The following is a 16,137-nucleotide window of genomic DNA, read 5'->3' on the forward strand; positions in this document are numbered from 1 at the left end:
CTTTCTCCGGGGAGAACTAGACAGCAGCGGTTACCTGGCGGCCCTTGTAAGTACCGCATGACGGGCATGCGATGTGGGGAAGGGTCTGCTCGCCACAGCCACGGTTGGGGCAGGTAACGAGGGTGGGCACAGTGGTCTTCCACTGGCTACGACGCGACCGCGTGTTGGATCGCGACATTTTGCGCTTGGGGACAGCCACTTCTACTTCTCCTCGGCTTCGGTGATCACAAGATTTTCGCTGGTGTTTGATTCCACGCCAAATTTGGCCGCGAGACCAGCCCAGCGAGGATCAAGTATGTCATGCCCATGCCCAGATTCCGCAATCGCCAGGCGAATGCCACATTCTGAGCACAATCCCAGGCAATCGTCACTGCACAGAGGCTGGAGCGGAAGCGCCAGACCGACTGCATCGACGATGACCGGTTCGAGGTCGATTTCGTCGTCTTCGACCGCGTAGACCTCTCCCTCTTCCGTCGTCTCCTCGGTGGTGCTGTCCGGGTAAGCGAACAACTCCGTGAGATAGATGTCCACGGTGTCGGTGAAAGGTTCAAGGCACCGCGAGCATTCACCCTTGGTGGGTGCGTGCACGTTTCCGGTGACGAGAACGCCTTCGGACACTGCTTCGAGACGAAGATCGAGATCTATGTCCGCGCCCGCTTCGATCGCGATCAGATCGAGACCGATACGGTTCGGGGACTGAATGGTTCTCTCGACGGTACGCATCGACCCTGGACGACGACCGAGCTTGACCGTGTCCAGCAAAAATCCCGCATCACTTGACTGATGCGACGAACTACGACGATGCGTTGACAAAGAGAACTCACCTAACTGTTGAAACTGGTATGGGCAACCACTCCACAATACGGCAGCTACAACGCAAATCCCAATTCCGTCCACGAAAAAGTGGGCCGCCCCATATCGGACGACCCACCCTCGACTGTCTCGTTCGCTCTAGCGACGACGCTCCGAACGACGATCGTCGTCCTGGTAGTCGGGGACTCCCGAACCCGTTCGAAGCTGTTGACGACCACGCCCGACCGATCGAACCGTTCCGGTGAGGAACTCTTCGAACTCGGCCAACTTGGTGTCCACGTACAGGTCACACTCCGAACGCATCCTGTCGGACTCGGCATGAGCGGCGTCGATCACTCGCGCGGATTCCGCGTGAGCTGACTGGACAACCTCGGTCTGCGACACCAGACGAGCCTGCTCCGCCGTTCCCTCCGCCACCGAATGTTCGTACGAGGCCTGGCCGGACTCGATCATCCGATCGGCCTCGGCACGCGCCCGTCCGGTGACGGCCTCGTACTCACGACGGCCGTCGGTGACGGTCCGTTCCGCTTCTGCTTCTGCGTCCTCGACCAACTGATCGGCGTGTGCGCGTGCTTCGGCAACCATGCGATCGGCCTGAGCCTTGGCATCGGACAGAATCCGGTCGGCGTCGTCGCGTGCGTTCTCGACAGTCGAGGTTGCCTCGGCATTGGCGCTGCTGACCGTCTTCTCGGCGTTTGCTCGCGCGTCACCGACCAATTTGTCGCGATGATCGAGGACGTCCTGAGCGTCGTCCAGCTCGCTCGGAATTGCGTCCCGGACGTCGTCGAGTAGCTCGAGTACGTCACCGCGAGGCACAACACACCCTGCGGTCATGGGAACACCGCGCGCCTCTTCGACAATTGCGACCAGTTCGTCCAGTGCCTCGAATACGCGGTACACAAGCAACCCCAATCTCTACCGGCCGAAATCGGCCCACATCGTCACCGGTCCACTCGGACCTGTGCCCGTTCCTGTCCAAGTTTGCCGGAAGAACGGCCAACGGGGTGTCGTCGTGGTCGGTGTGTCGGGGATCAGCTGTTTTCGGATGCTCGTTCGGCGATACGCGCGAGTAGCCGAGAATGCACCTTGGCCGGGAGCATGTCGGAGACGTCGCCGCCGAAGGTCGCAACTTCCTTCACCAGAGAACTCGACAGGTAGCTGTAGGTCGGGTTCGTGGCAACGAAGAGCGTGTCGACGCCCGTGAGCTTCTGATTCATCTGGGCCATCTGCAGCTCGTAATCAAAGTCGTTCGCGCCGCGCAGACCCTTGACGATCGCGCTGAGTCCTTCTTGTTTCGCGTAGTCGACCAACAATCCGTGCCACGACGTGACGCGAACGTTGGGCAGGTGGCTCGTCGCGTCTTCGAGCATCTCGATCCGCTCGTCGATCGTGAACATGCCACGCTTGCTCTTGTTGATCAGCACGGTGACCACGACCTCGTCGAATTGCGCAGCAACTCTTCCGATTACGTCGAGGTGACCGTTGGTCACAGGGTCGAAGGATCCGGGGCAGACGGCGCCAGTCATGAGTCCAGACCGTAGCAGGTGGCCAGCTCGATGCGGGCTTCACCGTAGTTCTTGGCCTTGATCGGCTCGTAGCCCTGAGGCCACACGGTCTCCGGCGAGCGCGACGAACGTTCGAGTACGACGATCGTGCCCTCCCCCACCCATTTGTTGGCCTGCAGATCAGCGAGCATGGACACGACGGCCTCGTCGGTTACCGCATACGGCGGGTCCGCGATCACGATGTCGTATTCACGCGCGCTCGGACCCGAGACCACGGCCGCAACCGGAGCGGCGCGAACCGTCGCCCCCGGCAACGCGACAGTGCCGATGTTCGCCTTGATGACGGCAGCAGCCTTGGCATCGGATTCCACGAGAACAACGTGCTCGGCTCCCCGCGAGAGCGCCTCGAGGCCGAGAGCACCCGAACCCGCAAAGAGGTCGAGAACCGCGCACCCTTCGAGATCGATGCGCGCTTCGAGAGCACTGAACAGCGCCTCACGAACCCGATCCGACGTCGGACGGGTGCCGCTCGGCGGGACTCGCAGGCGTCGACCGCCCGCGAGTCCCGAGATGATGCGTGTCACTCTGCGGCGCTCTCCCCCGTCGAGACGACTACCAGCAGGTCTCCGCCCTCGACCTGTTGGACGGCGCTGATCGCGATCCGCGAGACGACGCCGGCGCGCGGCGAGGTGATCGCCGCTTCCATCTTCATCGCTTCGATCGTGGCCACGGTGTCGCCGGCCTCGATCTTCTGGCCTTCCTTGACCGCGAGCGTCACGACGCCCGCGAACGGTGCAGCCACGTGGCCCGGGTTGTTCTTGTCGGCCTTCTCCGCCACCGGTACGTCACTGGCAATGGAGCGATCGCGGATCGAGACCGGGCGAAGCTGGCCGTTCAGGATGCACATGACAGTGCGGTAGCCGCGCTCGTCGGGCTCGGAGATCGCCTCGAGACCGATGATCAGTTCCACGCCGGGAGCCAACTCGACCCGGTGCTCGTCGCCGCGCCGCAAACCGTAGAAGAACTGGTTTGCCGAAAGCCGCGACGTGTCACCGTACTTCTCGCGGTGTTCGAGGAATTCCTTTGTCGGGCCGGGGAACAGCAGACGGTTCAGCGTCGCCTGACGGTCCTTCGACGAGCCCTCTAGCAGCACCTCGTCCTCAGCGGACAACGTCGCTTCCGGCTTGGCCTGGCCACGTCCTTCGAGTGCCTTGCTGCGGAACGGTTCCGGCCAACCACCGGGAGGCGTACCGAGTTCACCGCGCAGGAAGCCCACCACGGAGTCGGGAATGTCGAACTTCGCCGGATCTGCGGCGAACTCCTCCGAAGGCACGCCGGCACCGACAAGATGGAGCGCGAGGTCGCCGACGACCTTCGACGACGGCGTCACCTTCACGAGATGCCCGAGCATGCGGTCTGCGTCGGCGTACTTGGCTTCGACCTCTTCGAACCGGTCGCCGAGACCGAGAGCAACGGCCTGGGTCCGGAGGTTGGAGAGTTGACCGCCCGGAATCTCGTGTGTGTACACGCGACCCGTCGGCGCCGGCAGTCCGGATTCGAACGGCGCGTACACCTTTCGCAGCGCCTCCCAGTACGGCTCGAGGTCGCACACGTTCTGCAGGTTCAGTCCGGTGTCGAACTCGGAGTGCGCGGCAGCGGCGACGATGGCCGAGAGCGCAGGCTGGCTGGTGGTTCCGGCCAGTGCCGCGGAAGCACCGTCGACTGCGTCGGCGCCCGCCTGCCACGCTGCGAAGTACGTGGCCAGCTGTCCACCGGGAGTGTCGTGCGTGTGAACGTGAACCGGCAGATCGAAGTTGCTGCGTAGCGCCGTCACCAGCTTGGTAGCTGCCGGAGCGCGCAGCAGGCCTGCCATGTCCTTGATCGCGAGCACGTGAGCGCCGGCATCGACGATCTCTTCGGCCAACTTCAGGTAGTAGTCGAGCGTGTACAGAGTTTCGTTCGGATCCGACAGATCACCGGTGTAGCTCAGCGCCACCTCCGCGAGGGCCGTTCCGGTCTCACGCACCGCGTCGATGGCAGGCCGCATCTGGTCGACGTTGTTGAGCGCGTCGAAGATTCGGAAGATGTCGATACCGGTGTCGGTGGCTTCCTGAACGAATGCGCGCGTGACCTTTTCGGGATACGGCGTGTAGCCCACGGTGTTTCGGCCGCGAAGAAGCATCTGAAGGCAGATGTTCGGGATCGCCTCGCGGAGTGCGGCGAGCCGGTACCACGGATCCTCGTGCAGGAAGCGAAGTCCCACATCATAGGTCGCGCCGCCCCAGGCTTCGATCGAGAGCAGTTCCGGCGTCAACCGCGCAACGTGCCCGGCTACTCCGAGCAGTCCGCTGGTCCGAACTCGCGTGGCCAACAACGACTGGTGCGCGTCACGGAAGGTGGTGTCGGTGACGCCGACGGCCTTCTGCTCACGCAACGCCTTCGCGAAACCTTCGGGTCCGAGTTCGAGCAGTCGCTGACGGCTACCGGCAGGAGGAGGCGTCGAGAGATCGATCTTGGGCAGCTTGTCCTGCGGGTACACCGCCGAGGGCCGCTCACCGTGAGGCTTGTTGACCGTCACATCCGCGAGGTAGGTCAGGATCTTCGTGCCGCGGTCTGCCGAAGAACGCAGAGTCAGCAGCTGAGGACGTTCCTCGATGAAGGAGGTCGTCACGCGTCCGGCCCGGAAGTCCGGGTCGTCGAGAACCGCCTGTAGGAACGGAATGTTGGTCGAGACGCCACGAATGCGGAACTCGGTGACCGCGCGGCGAGCCCTCGCGACAGCGGCTTCGAGGTCACGACCACGGCAGGTGAGCTTGACCAGCATCGAGTCGAAGTACGCGCCGACCTCGGCTCCGAGCGTCGCGCCGCCGTCCAGGCGGATGCCGGCTCCGCCCGGGGTGCGGTACGCGGTGATGCGGCCCGTGTCCGGGCGGAATCCGTTGGCCGGATCCTCGGTCGTGATGCGGCACTGCAGCGCCGCGCCGCGAAGCTTGATCGTGTCCTGTGACAGACCAAGTTCTTCAAGCGTCGAACCGGACGCGATCTTGAGCTGCGACTGGACCAGGTCCACGTCCGTCACTTCTTCGGTGACGGTGTGCTCCACCTGAATTCGCGGGTTCATCTCGATGAAGACGTGGTTGCCGCGCTTGTCGAGGAGGAACTCGACGGTGCCTGCGCACGTGTACCCGATCTCCTTCGCGAACGCGACGGCGTCGGCACAGATCTTGGCGCGCAACTCTTCCGAGAGATTGGGCGCCGGAGCAAGCTCGATCACCTTCTGGTGGCGACGCTGCAGCGAGCAGTCACGCTCGAAGAGGTGGATGACGTTGCCCTGCTCGTCGGCGAGGATCTGCACTTCGATGTGCCGGGGGTCGATGACGGCCTGCTCGAGGAAGACCGTCGAATCGCCGAAGGCCGATTCCGCTTCGCGCGCTGCGGCTTCGATCGATTCCTTGAGCTGTGAGCGCTCCGCAACGCGGCGCATTCCGCGTCCACCGCCGCCGGCAACGGCCTTGACGAAGATCGGGAAGGTCATGTCCTCGGCGGCCGCGAGCAACTCGTCGATGTCCGCTGACGGCTCCGAGGACGCGAGCACGGGGAGACCGGCGGCCTTTGCCGCTGCGATGGCCCGAGCCTTGTTTCCGGTCAACTCGAGGATCTCGGCGGACGGGCCGACGAACTTGATGCCTGCCTCTGCGCACGCCGCCGACAGATCCGGGTTCTCGGAAAGGAAGCCGTAACCGGGGTAGATGGCGTCGGCTCCGGCACTCTTGGCGGCGGCGACGATTTCCTCGACTGAGAGATACGCCCGAACGGGGTGACCCTTCTCCCCGATCTGGTAGCTCTCGTCTGCCTTGAGACGGTGGATCGAGTTCCGATCCTCGTACGGGAACACCGCGACGGTTCCGGCACCTAGTTCGTAGGCGGCGCGGAAGGCACGGATCGCAATTTCGCCGCGGTTCGCGACGAGCACTTTGGAGAACATTCGAGAAAACTACCCCGATTTCATCTTGCGTCTACATGCGGAGTCTCATATTTCGGACTGAATCGAGAAACCAACCCGGCGGTCCTCGTGCTATTCGATTTCAGCTTGTCGTCATACCCGTCACGACTTTTCGAGGTACTCGATCCGGTCGGAGTCCAGGGCAGCGGTCACCATGGAAGCGAGGGCGGGATGATCCTCGAGCGACGGATCGGAGTCGACGATTCCCTGAGCGAACTCCCTGGCGGACTCGAGGATGTCTCCGTGGGCCATGAGGGAAAGCAGTCTCAGATTCGAGGTTGTGCCAGACTGCGCCGCACCGAGGATGTCTCCTTCACGTCTGGTCGCGAGGTCGAGTTGTGCCAGTTCGAACCCGTCGTTGGTCGCTGCCACCGCCGAGAGCCGCTCGTACGCCGGTCCGCCGGGATTGCTTCCGGTGACGAGGATGCACAGTCCCTGGTGCTTGCCTCGACCGACTCGTCCACGTAGTTGGTGGAGCTGACTGACGCCGAACCGCTCGGCGTCGACGATCACCATCACCGTCGCATTCGGAACGTCCACACCGACTTCGACGACAGTCGTACAGACGAGGACGTCGACGTCACCGACGTTGAACGCGCTCATCACGACGTCTTTTTCGTCGGAAGGCAGTCGACCGTGCAGCAACCCGACTCGCAGATCAGCCAGCGGGCCACTCGACAGCTCTTCGAAGACGTCGACTGCCGACTTGGTCTCGGGCTGCTTCTCCTCGGTGAACTGGTCCTCACCGGCACCCTGCTCACCGTCGCCGATGCGTGAGCACACGACATACGCCTGACGACCAGCGGCAACGTCCTCACGGATTCGTTCCCATGCGCGATCCACCCACTGCGGCTTCTGCTTCGCGGGCACGACGCTGCTCTTGATCGGGGTTCGCCCACGCGGTAGTTCCCGCAGAGTCGAGACCTCGAGGTCGCCGAGCACCGTCATGGCGATGGTTCGCGGAATCGGCGTTGCCGTCATCACCAGCAGATGCGGACTCAGACCTTCACGGGCACGTGATCGCAACTGATCACGTTGCTCGACGCCGAAGCGGTGCTGCTCGTCGACGACAACCATGCCGAGGTTGAAGAACTCCACGTTGTCCTGGATGAGCGCATGGGTACCGATGACGATCCCGGCATCGCCGGTCACGGCTTCGAGCAGCGCTGCGCGCTTCGCAGCGACAGGCAGCGAGCCGGTCAAAAGGGCGATACGGGTGGAATGTTCGGCCGAACCGAGTTCACCACCTGCCGCCAGCGGGCCCATCATCTTGCGCAGTGATCGCGCATGCTGATTTGCCAGGACCTCGGTCGGTGCGAGCAACGCGCACTGATAACCGGCGTCGACGACCTGCAACATCGCGCGCAGAGCCACGATCGTCTTACCTGACCCGACCTCGCCCTGAAGAAGCCGGCTCATCGGGTGTGGGCGAGCGAGATCGCTGGAGATCTCCTCCGCGACCGCTTGCTGTCCCTCCGTCAGAGTGAACGGGAGCATCTCCTCGAACTGGTCCGCGATCCCGTCGGCAACCGGAGCGCAGGCCGGCGCCACCCGCTCGGAATTGTCGTGACGACGCATCGCGAGAACCAACTGCAGAGACAGCGCCTCGTCGAAACGCAGACGATCCTGAGATCGTTCGATGTCCTCCTTGGTATCCGGGAGGTGAACGGTGCGCAGTGCCTCGTCCAAACCGATGAATCCGTGCTCGGCCCTGGTCTCGTCAGGCAACGGCTCCTCGATCGGATCGAGTTGGTCGAGCACTTGCCGCACGCACCGCATGATGGTCCAGCTCTCGACCTCGCGAGTTGCCGGGTACAGCGGGATCAATGCGCGGTCGAAGACGGACAGGTCGAGTTCGGCGCCGGGATCCTGGTTTGCGCGAGCCAGACCGGCAAGGTCACCGGCCCCCTTGATGGATGCAAGCGGAACTACCGAATCCTCCTCGCCGACACGAGGTTCCGGGAGAATCAGGTAGCTCGGGTGGGTGAGAGACCACTTGCCGCGGAAGTACTTCACCGTCCCGGAGAACATCGCGCGCACGCCGGGCTTGATGACGTGCCGCACCTTCTGCGGGTTGAAGAACGTGACGTCGACGGTCTGCGAATCAGTCGCGAGCGATACTCGCAACATCTGCCCCGGACGGTTCTTCATCTTCACGACCGCCGCCGACGCCACCCGCGCGATGATGGTGATGTGCTCACCTTCGGGCGGCTCCTTCTCGGCAAGTTCCTTGCCTGCCGACGCGTACCGGTGTGGGTAGTGACGCAGCAGGTCCTCGACCGTCCGAATCTCGAATGCCTCGTCGAGCGCGTCCGCGGTCTTCTTTCCCAGCAGCCGATCGAGTGGGTCGGCGAGCGTCGCCATCAGTTCCTCCAGCACAGTGTCGCGGTAAGCACATGTGTTCGTATATCAGTAGTCACCGACAGACCCGGTTCGATCACTCCACACCCAACTGGAACAGGTCACCCGGCTGATCACCCTGATAGACGAGCACGTCGACGCCCGGATGGTGCGCGATGACGTGCGCCTCGAGCTGCCCGGCCAGGTCGTCCGGCGCGTCGGCGCCCATGAGTAGGGTCACGAGTTCGCCACCGGATCCGAGCGCGAGGTCGACCAGTCGCGCACTCGACTCCGCGACGTCGGGACCGATGAGCACCACCTCGTGCCCCATCAGACCGATCGCGTCACCCGGATCACACGTCCCGACGTACGTCAGCGAACGCTCGACCGCAATTCGCAATGATCCCCAGCGCGTCGCAGCCGCCGCCTCGGACATCGTGAAGCCGTCGTCGGCGACGTTGCGTTGAGCGTCGTGAACGGCAAGTGCGGCCAAGCCCTGAACCATCGACGATGTCGACAGCAGCAGGACCTGGTGAAGCGGATCGCGTGCAGCGGCACTGACTGCGACCAGTTCCTGAGCCGTCAAGGCTCCGTTCGGCAGCACCAGAACTTCACTTCGCTCCATCTGACGAATGCGGCCGAGCAGTTGCGCACGTGTCACCGGCGCGTCGTCGCACCGAAGAACCGTCGCGCCCTCACTCTCGAACAACGCCGCCGCACTCTCACCGGCGACGACGGCCAGAACGCCGCGGGCACCGGCACCCGGGAATCGCCTCTCCGCCCGTGCCACCAACTGGTCGCGTTCGTCGACGAGAAAACTGCTGATGCGAATACCGTGGACCTTCCCGGCTTCGAGGCCGGCTTCGACGGCTGCACCGGCATCGCAGCAATGCACGTGCACCGACCAGCCACCGAAGCCGTCGCTGACGATGACCGTCGAATCTCCGAGGACGGACAGTCGCGTGCGCAGCGCCGTCATGCGATCGTCGTCCGAGTCGTCGACGAGGTACATGACCTCGAAATCCTGTTCCGAGTGATCACCACATTCGATCGGGCTCTTGTGAGCCCAATCGTGATCGAATGCGCTGACGTCGACAACTGCGCTCGACCTCGGGTCCGGCGTCCCCAGATCCTCGCGAACCTGCGACTTCCCGGTCACCACCTCGACAAAAGCGTCGAGGATCAGAACCAGACCGAATCCCCCGGCATCGACCACCCCGGCCGACGCCAGAACGTCCAGTTGCTCCGGGGTCTTGTTCAGCGCGATCGCAGCCGCATCGGCAGCGGCGGCAACCACGGAAGCAAGGTCCTCGCCGCTCGGCGTCTTGGTGTCGACGCACTCCTGCGCTGCCTCACCCGACGCGCGCAGAACCGTGACGATGGTGCCTTCCACCAGATCGGAGACAGCCCGAGAAGCCAGTCCCGTCGCCGTGGTCAGTGAGTTCGCAAAGCTCCGGCCGTCGATGTGCTCGCCTTGAACGCTCTCCGCGATACCCCGGATCACCTGGGAGAGGATCACTCCGGAATTACCGCGTGCACCGGACACTGCGCCCCGAGCCAGCGCGTTGGCGACGCGGCCTGCACTGCGGACGTCGTCCTCGATCGTCTCGGCGGAATCGAGCGCGGCCCGCATCGTGAACAACAGGTTGGTGCCGGTATCCGAATCAGGGATGGGAAAGACGTTGAGGCTGTTGATCTCTCCACGACGTTTCTGGAGGCTGTCGACCGCCCGGCGGGCCCAGCGCCGCAGCAGATGTCCGTCCGCGACGGATTCCGCTTCTTCGGCGACGCGTTGCACTTCCCCCACTGACGGTTCCCCTCCACGATGGACAGACAGACGATGGAAAGACTGACGATGAAAAAGAGATCGGTGATCGGTGCAGTCGAGGGTAGTCCGACGCTTCTGCGCAACCGTCATTACCGGGCGGTTTGGCCATTCGGGCCGGAAGCGGTTACTCTTACACGGTTGCCTCGAACGGGCTACACGAAATAATGCTGCACTTTGTTTGTTGCTGATTGACTGTTTTCACGTTCGACTGCACAGTGAGCGGTCAAGGATCGGTTCGAAGTCGAGTATATTCGGATTGTAATTCTGGCTGCCCTACCGTGTAGGGTAACCACTTCAATATTCATTTCTAACAAGGAGTTCGCGACTATGGCTGCCGTCTGCGACGTATGCGCCAAGGGGCCCGGCTTCGGTAAGTCGGTCTCGCACTCGCACCGGCGTACCAATCGTCGCTGGAACCCGAACATTCAGTCTGTTCGTACCGAGGTTGCCCCGGGTAACACCCGTAAGGTCAACGTGTGCACCTCCTGCCTGAAGGCAGGCAAGGTCGCTCGGGGCTGATTGCCCGAGCACAAACTATTGCAGGCTCTGCCCCCGTCACTTCGGTGACGGGGGCAGAGCTGTTTCTGTGTGTCTGTATCTATGTGTCCCCGTGTTTCGTATGGCTGTCCGACACCCGTAATGTGCGTTGAGTGACTTCCATCGATGACCTGAGCAAAGTGACCCTCGACGAGGGCGTACTCCGCATCACCATTTCCACCGCCGCCAACGGCACCTCCCTCGACGACGAAGGACTGGTTCAGGGCGCGCAGGCGCTCGAGACAGTCGGAAACGACATCGGGAGCATCCTTCTGGTCGGCGAAGGCGCAAACTTCTGTGCCGGCGGCAACGTCCGTGCGTTCGCCGCAGCCCCTGACCGCGGCGAGTACGTCGCCGAGGTTGCCCGTGTCTTCCACGTGTTCGTTCGCGCGCTCGACGCCGCGACCGCTCCAGTGGTGGCCGGGGTCCACGGATGGGCTGCCGGCGCCGGAATGAGCCTGGTCTGCCTCGCCGACGTCGCAATCGGCGGCACCGGCACCAAGCTCCGCCCCGCGTACCCCTCCATCGGTTTCACCCCGGACGGCGGAATGTCGTGGACACTCCCCCGCATCGTCGGCGTGGCACGCGCTCGCGAGATTCTTCTCAACGATTCGGTGATCGGTGGCGACGAAGCCGTCCGGCTGGGGATCCTCACCCGACTCGTCGGCGACGACGAGGTCCAGGAAGAGGCAGCTCGCCTCGCCCGCGCTTTGGCCAACGGACCAAGTACGTCGTACTCGGGAATCAAAGCACTGCTGCGTTCGTCGCGGACGAACTCGCTCGCCGAGCAACTCGACGCCGAGGCTGCGTCCATCGCCCTCGCGGCGAACAGCCCGATCGGGCGCGAGGGTGTCGACGCATTCGTCGACAAGCGTCGCCCCGATTTCACTTCCGCAAAGCAGGCCTAGTCAGCTGGCATGCCGAATGTCGTGTCACGACGTTCGGCATGCCAGGTGAGTGCAGGCGCAGTTCGATCAGCCCAGATTCCAGTCGACCGGGTCGGCCCCGAGTCCGGTCAAGAGTTCGTTCGCACGACTGAACGGGCGCGAACCGAAGAAGCCGCGCGAAGCCGAAAGCGGTGACGGGTGCGCTGATTCGATGATCGGTGTGTCGCCCAGCATCGGCGCGAGAGTGGCCGCGTCACGACCCCACAAGATCGCCACCATCGGTGACGACCGCGCCACCAAAGCGCGGATAGCCTGCTCGGTCACCGGCTCCCAGCCCTTCTTACGATGAGAAGCGGCTTGACCCGGCTGCACGGTGAGTACGCGATTGAGAAGCAGCACACCTTGTTTCGACCACGGCGTCAGATCGCCGTTCGGCGGTATCGGCAACCCGAGATCCTGGTGATACTCCTTGTAGATATTACCGAGACTTCGTGGAACCGGCCGCACGTCCGGGGCAACCGAAAAGCTCAACCCGACAGCATGACCAGGCGTCGGATAGGGGTCTTGACCGACGATGAGCACCCGAACGTCGTCGAACGGATTCGTGAATGCACGCAAGACGTTCTCTCCCGCAGGCAGATACTCCCGTCCCGCAGCGATCTCTTCGCGCAAGAACTTACCCATCGCGGAGATCTGCTCCGAGACCGGTTCGAGTGCCCGCGCCCACCCTGGATCGACGATCTCTGCAAGCGGCGCCATCAGTCGAGCCTGCGCAACGCGTCGCGGTAGTACGCCGCATTGGCTGCGTACATCTTGACGTTTCCGTCGAGGTGGCCGAGCGGAACTTCGTATCCCGCACGGACCTTGGCGGGCACACCGAGTGCCATGCTGCGCGGGGGAACCTGCATCTTGTTGGCCACCACCGCACCCGCGGCGACGATCGACCCCGTCCCGATCACCGTTCCGTTGAGAACCACGGAGCCCGATGCGATCAGGCAGTGGTCCTCGATGGTCGACCCCTCGATGTGCGCGTTGTGGCCCACCACGCAACCGGAACCGATGACAGTCGCATCGATGGCGGTGCAATGGATGACAGTTCCGTCCTGGATGTTGGATCCGGTTCCCACCGAAATGGTTCCGTAGTCACCACGCAATACCGCCTGCGGCCAGATCGAGGTGCCCGCCGCGAGAGTCACGGCGCCGATCACCACCGCGTCCGGGTGAACGTATGCGTCCGGATGAATGTCCGGAACTCTGTCTCCAAGTGCATATACAGCCATGAAAGCAACCTATACCGCGGTGGTGCCGGTGGTCGAAAAGCTGTGCCATCCCCCGCCGCTCTCGCGAAGTGCACCGTCGACGCTCACGCCGGAACCGGCCGCAACCGAACCGATCACAGTCCAACCCGACGGAATTTCGACCTCAGGCCCGAAAGTTGCTGCAAATCCGTGATCTTCACCACCGGAGAGGATCCAGTCCAGCGGATCGACGTCGAGCGCCTCGGCCGCCGATGCGACATCGAGTGAGGTGGGAACCGCGGCCGAGACGATGTCGAACCGCACGTGCGAGGCCTCTGCGAGATGTCGAAGGTCCGCGATCAATCCGTCGGATACGTCCGTCATGGAATGTGCTGATTCTGCGGCGTCCCATGCCGATTGATACGGCGGATTCGGAACACGATGAGCGGCAAGCAGATCTGGAAAGCTTTCGGATTCGTCGAGCAATACGGCTTCGTCGAGCAGTAGTGCCAACCCTGCTGCCGAGCAACCGAACAACCCGGCGACCGCGATCTTGTCACCGATCTTTGCTCCCGAACGCAGAACTGCCGGACGGCCACCGAGATCGCCGAGCACGGTCACCGACACCACGACTACCGGCGACTGGACCAGGTCACCGCCGACCACGCCGGCCCCCAGATCAGTTGCCGCGTCCCAGATTCCCGCGGAGATTGCGTCGATCACGTCGACCGGAGTCGAAGGCGGGCACCCCAGAGACACGGTGAATGCCGTCGGCCGCGCTCCCATCGAGACGACGTCCGCAGCGTTCTGTGCCACTGCCTTTCGGCCGATGTCGCGTGGCGAAGACCAATCCATTCGGAAATGCCGACCTTCGACCAGCATGTCGGACGAGACAACCACACGGCCGTCTCCGGACGTCACGATCGCGGCATCGTCGCCCGGCCCCAATTCGGTGGTGACCGGTTGGATTCGGCCGACCAGAGATCGCGCGATCACGTCGAACTCCCCCACCTGCTCGACAGTGTGCTCTGACCCGAACCCCGATGATGCGATGAGTGTCTCCAATGCCGACGCAATTCGCCCGTAAGCGGCCTGCGGTACCTTCTAGCTGTGGTCGTGAATGCTTCTGCAAGCTCACGCGTGTGTCGGCAATCCTACCGATTCACCGACGTGCCCTGCGAAGTGACGAGACCGCTGATCGACTGGACCAGGACCCGAGCGAAGAACTGAGCATGGCAGAAAACACCTCCACCGCAGACAACGCCGACATCGACCCCGATAGCGACGACGATCCGACCGAGCGCCGCAGTCCGGCGCTGATCGCCACCGCCATCGCGCTCCCGGTAGCCCTGATCGTCGGAGTGGTGATCGCGGCCGTCGTCGCGGGAAACAACCCTGAACTCTCGCCGGTAGCGCTGGGACCCGTACCGGCACCGGCAGCGGAGTCGGAGGCCTGCGTTTCCCTCCTCGGTGCGCTCCCCGACAAGATCGACGACTTCACGAAAGCCGAGTTGGTTGACCCTGCTCCGGCTGGAGCGGCAGCTTGGCAGCGCAGCGAAGGTGAGCCGATCGTGTTGCGCTGCGGGCTCGACCGTCCGACCGAGTTCGACCAGGCTGCAGCACTACAGGTTGTGAACGGTGTCCAATGGTTCCAGGTCTCGGGAACCGACGTCGGTCTGGCTGCGAGCACTTGGTTTGCCGTAGACCGCGGTGAGTACATCGGTATCACGATCCCCGACGGGACCGGCCCGACGCCGATTCAGGAGATCTCCGACACCATTACGGCGACTCTCGAACAGAAGCCCCTCGACCCGGCGCCGGTCGCGGTTCCCTGATCAGCGAAGTCCGGTACCGCGAGCGATGGCGGTGTCGACCAGTGTCGAAATCAAAGTGCGGTAATCGATTCCGGTGGCGTTCCACATCTTTGGATACATCGAGATGGAAGTGAACCCGGGCATCGTGTTGATCTCGTTGATCACCGGGCCGTCAGCCGTGACGAAGAAATCGACCCGCGAGAGTCCCTGGCAATCGAGTGCCTTGAACGCGCGGACTGCAAGCTCCCTGATCTGGTCGCTCACCGACTCGTCGAGTTTTGCGGGGATGTCGAATTCGCAGACGTCGTCGAGGTACTTGGTGTCGAAGTCGTAAAACGCGTCCGAATCGGTGTCGGCATCCGGCATCCGGATCTCGGCGACCACGCTGGCCTTGACGTCACCGTTCGGGAATTCGAGGACGCCGCATTCCACCTCACGGCCGATGATCGCGCCTTCGACGATCACCTTGGGATCGTGCAGGCGCGCATGAGCGATCGCCCCGTCCAGACCGTCCCAATTGCTCACCCGGGTGATGCCGATAGACGAGCCTCCACGAGCGGGCTTCACGAACACGGGAAGGCCCAACTCCGCCTTCTGCTCTTCGGTCAGCGTTGCGATTCCCGGTCGAAGCACGACCTGCACTCCGACGGGAAGCCCTTCAGCGGCAAGAAGCTTCTTCGTGAACTCTTTGTCCATGCCGGCGGCGCTGGCCAGGACTCCGGGTCCGACATACGGAACCCCGGCAAGTTCGAGCAATCCCTGAATGGTGCCGTCTTCGCCGTAAGCCCCATGCAGAACGGGGAAAACGACGTCGACCGACGCGAGCACGGCACCGGCGTCGGAGCCGTCGAAGGAGATGACCTCGCCCTCGCGGGTGGGGTCCGCGCTGAGGACCACCGACGTTCCGTCTTTGTCGACCGACGGCAACGCGCGCCCGCTGATCGCGAGGGAGCTGGGGTCGCTCGACCCGAGGACCCAGGAACCGTCGACTGTGATGCCGATCGGTACGACGTCGTACCGATCAGGGTCGAGGTTGCTCAGGACGCTTCCGGCGGAAACACAGGACACTGAATGCTCATTGCTCCGGCCACCGAAGATCACGGCCACGCGGGTACGGCTGCTGTTCACGCGTCAAACCGTACCGCCGAATCGACTTCGGCACGCGATCGGGC

The 16,137-nt window shown here is 63.4% G+C and carries 15 protein-coding genes; 3 read left to right on the forward strand and 12 right to left on the reverse strand.

The features are described 5' to 3' along the window. Positions 1–16: 16 nt before the first annotated feature. The 8 genes from rpmF to ACKAMS_RS15110 all read right to left on the reverse strand — a co-directional run bounded on the left by rpmF (position 17) and on the right by ACKAMS_RS15110 (position 10,468). A complete protein-coding gene (rpmF, locus tag ACKAMS_RS15075) occupies positions 17–199 on the reverse strand; it encodes a 50S ribosomal protein L32 (protein ID WP_007729318.1) in 183 nt (60 codons plus the stop codon). Between the two features lie 2 nt (positions 200–201). Then, positions 202–762, reverse strand: a complete 561-nt coding sequence (locus tag ACKAMS_RS15080) for a DUF177 domain-containing protein (RefSeq protein WP_007729319.1) — start codon at positions 760–762, stop codon at positions 202–204. Between the two features lie 189 nt (positions 763–951). Further along, positions 952–1,713, reverse strand: a complete 762-nt coding sequence (locus ACKAMS_RS15085; protein WP_003942696.1) for a DivIVA domain-containing protein — start codon at positions 1,711–1,713, stop codon at positions 952–954. 131 nt (positions 1,714–1,844) lie between these two features. Next, a complete protein-coding gene (gene coaD / locus ACKAMS_RS15090; protein WP_182261101.1) occupies positions 1,845–2,339 on the reverse strand; it encodes a pantetheine-phosphate adenylyltransferase in 495 nt (164 codons plus the stop codon). Next, positions 2,336–2,902 (reverse strand): 16S rRNA (guanine(966)-N(2))-methyltransferase RsmD, encoded by a 567-nt coding sequence (rsmD, locus tag ACKAMS_RS15095; RefSeq protein ID WP_003942746.1) that lies wholly within the window; start codon positions 2,900–2,902, stop codon positions 2,336–2,338. The genes coaD and rsmD overlap by 4 nt, the downstream gene beginning before the upstream one ends. Then, a complete protein-coding gene (locus tag ACKAMS_RS15100; RefSeq protein ID WP_020969323.1) occupies positions 2,899–6,303 on the reverse strand; it encodes a pyruvate carboxylase in 3,405 nt (1,134 codons plus the stop codon). The genes rsmD and ACKAMS_RS15100 overlap by 4 nt, the downstream gene beginning before the upstream one ends. A 120-nt stretch (positions 6,304–6,423) precedes the next feature. Beyond that, positions 6,424–8,685: an ATP-dependent DNA helicase RecG gene (gene recG / locus ACKAMS_RS15105; protein WP_408989204.1), complete on the reverse strand. Its 2,262-nt coding sequence runs from the start codon at positions 8,683–8,685 to the stop codon at positions 6,424–6,426. Between the two features lie 73 nt (positions 8,686–8,758). Beyond that, positions 8,759–10,468, reverse strand: coding sequence for a DAK2 domain-containing protein (locus ACKAMS_RS15110; protein WP_020907273.1), 1,710 nt, complete (start codon positions 10,466–10,468; stop codon positions 8,759–8,761). Positions 10,469–10,816: 348 nt separating this feature from the next. Between ACKAMS_RS15110 and rpmB the strand changes: the two genes are divergently transcribed. Together rpmB and ACKAMS_RS15120 are read left to right on the forward strand one after the other, a co-directional pair. Next, on the forward strand, positions 10,817–11,008 hold the full coding sequence (rpmB, locus tag ACKAMS_RS15115; protein WP_003942669.1) for a 50S ribosomal protein L28: 192 nt from the start codon (positions 10,817–10,819) through the stop codon (positions 11,006–11,008). Between the two features lie 131 nt (positions 11,009–11,139). After that, a complete protein-coding gene (locus ACKAMS_RS15120) occupies positions 11,140–11,934 on the forward strand; it encodes an enoyl-CoA hydratase-related protein (RefSeq protein ID WP_019747947.1) in 795 nt (264 codons plus the stop codon). Positions 11,935–12,000: 66 nt separating this feature from the next. Here the strand turns inward: ACKAMS_RS15120 and ACKAMS_RS15125 are convergent, their stop codons facing one another. From ACKAMS_RS15125 to ACKAMS_RS15135, 3 genes are read right to left on the reverse strand one after another with little or no spacing between them, the layout of a single operon-like run. Next, the gene (locus ACKAMS_RS15125; RefSeq protein WP_020907272.1) at positions 12,001–12,672 is read right to left on the reverse strand and encodes a uracil-DNA glycosylase; all 672 of its coding nucleotides are present in this window, start codon (positions 12,670–12,672) and stop codon (positions 12,001–12,003) included. After that, the gene (locus ACKAMS_RS15130) at positions 12,672–13,193 is read right to left on the reverse strand and encodes a gamma carbonic anhydrase family protein (protein ID WP_020969320.1); all 522 of its coding nucleotides are present in this window, start codon (positions 13,191–13,193) and stop codon (positions 12,672–12,674) included. Before ACKAMS_RS15130 ends, ACKAMS_RS15125 begins: the two co-directional genes overlap by 1 nt. 9 nt (positions 13,194–13,202) lie before the next feature. Continuing rightward, positions 13,203–14,204 (reverse strand): thiamine-phosphate kinase, encoded by a 1,002-nt coding sequence (locus tag ACKAMS_RS15135; protein WP_081328976.1) that lies wholly within the window; start codon positions 14,202–14,204, stop codon positions 13,203–13,205. Positions 14,205–14,293: 89 nt separating this feature from the next. Between ACKAMS_RS15135 and ACKAMS_RS15140 the strand changes: the two genes are divergently transcribed. Further along, positions 14,294–14,986, forward strand: coding sequence for a DUF3515 domain-containing protein (locus ACKAMS_RS15140; RefSeq protein ID WP_020907269.1), 693 nt, complete (start codon positions 14,294–14,296; stop codon positions 14,984–14,986). Here the strand turns inward: ACKAMS_RS15140 and ACKAMS_RS15145 are convergent, their stop codons facing one another. After that, entirely contained in the window at positions 14,987–16,093 is a 1,107-nt protein-coding gene (locus ACKAMS_RS15145) for a D-alanine--D-alanine ligase family protein (RefSeq protein ID WP_020907268.1), read from the reverse strand. Positions 16,094–16,137 lie beyond the last annotated feature (44 nt).

The organism is Rhodococcus sp. 5A-K4 (assembly GCF_046097995.1).
Classification (GTDB): domain Bacteria; phylum Actinomycetota; class Actinomycetes; order Mycobacteriales; family Mycobacteriaceae; genus Rhodococcus_F; species Rhodococcus_F erythropolis.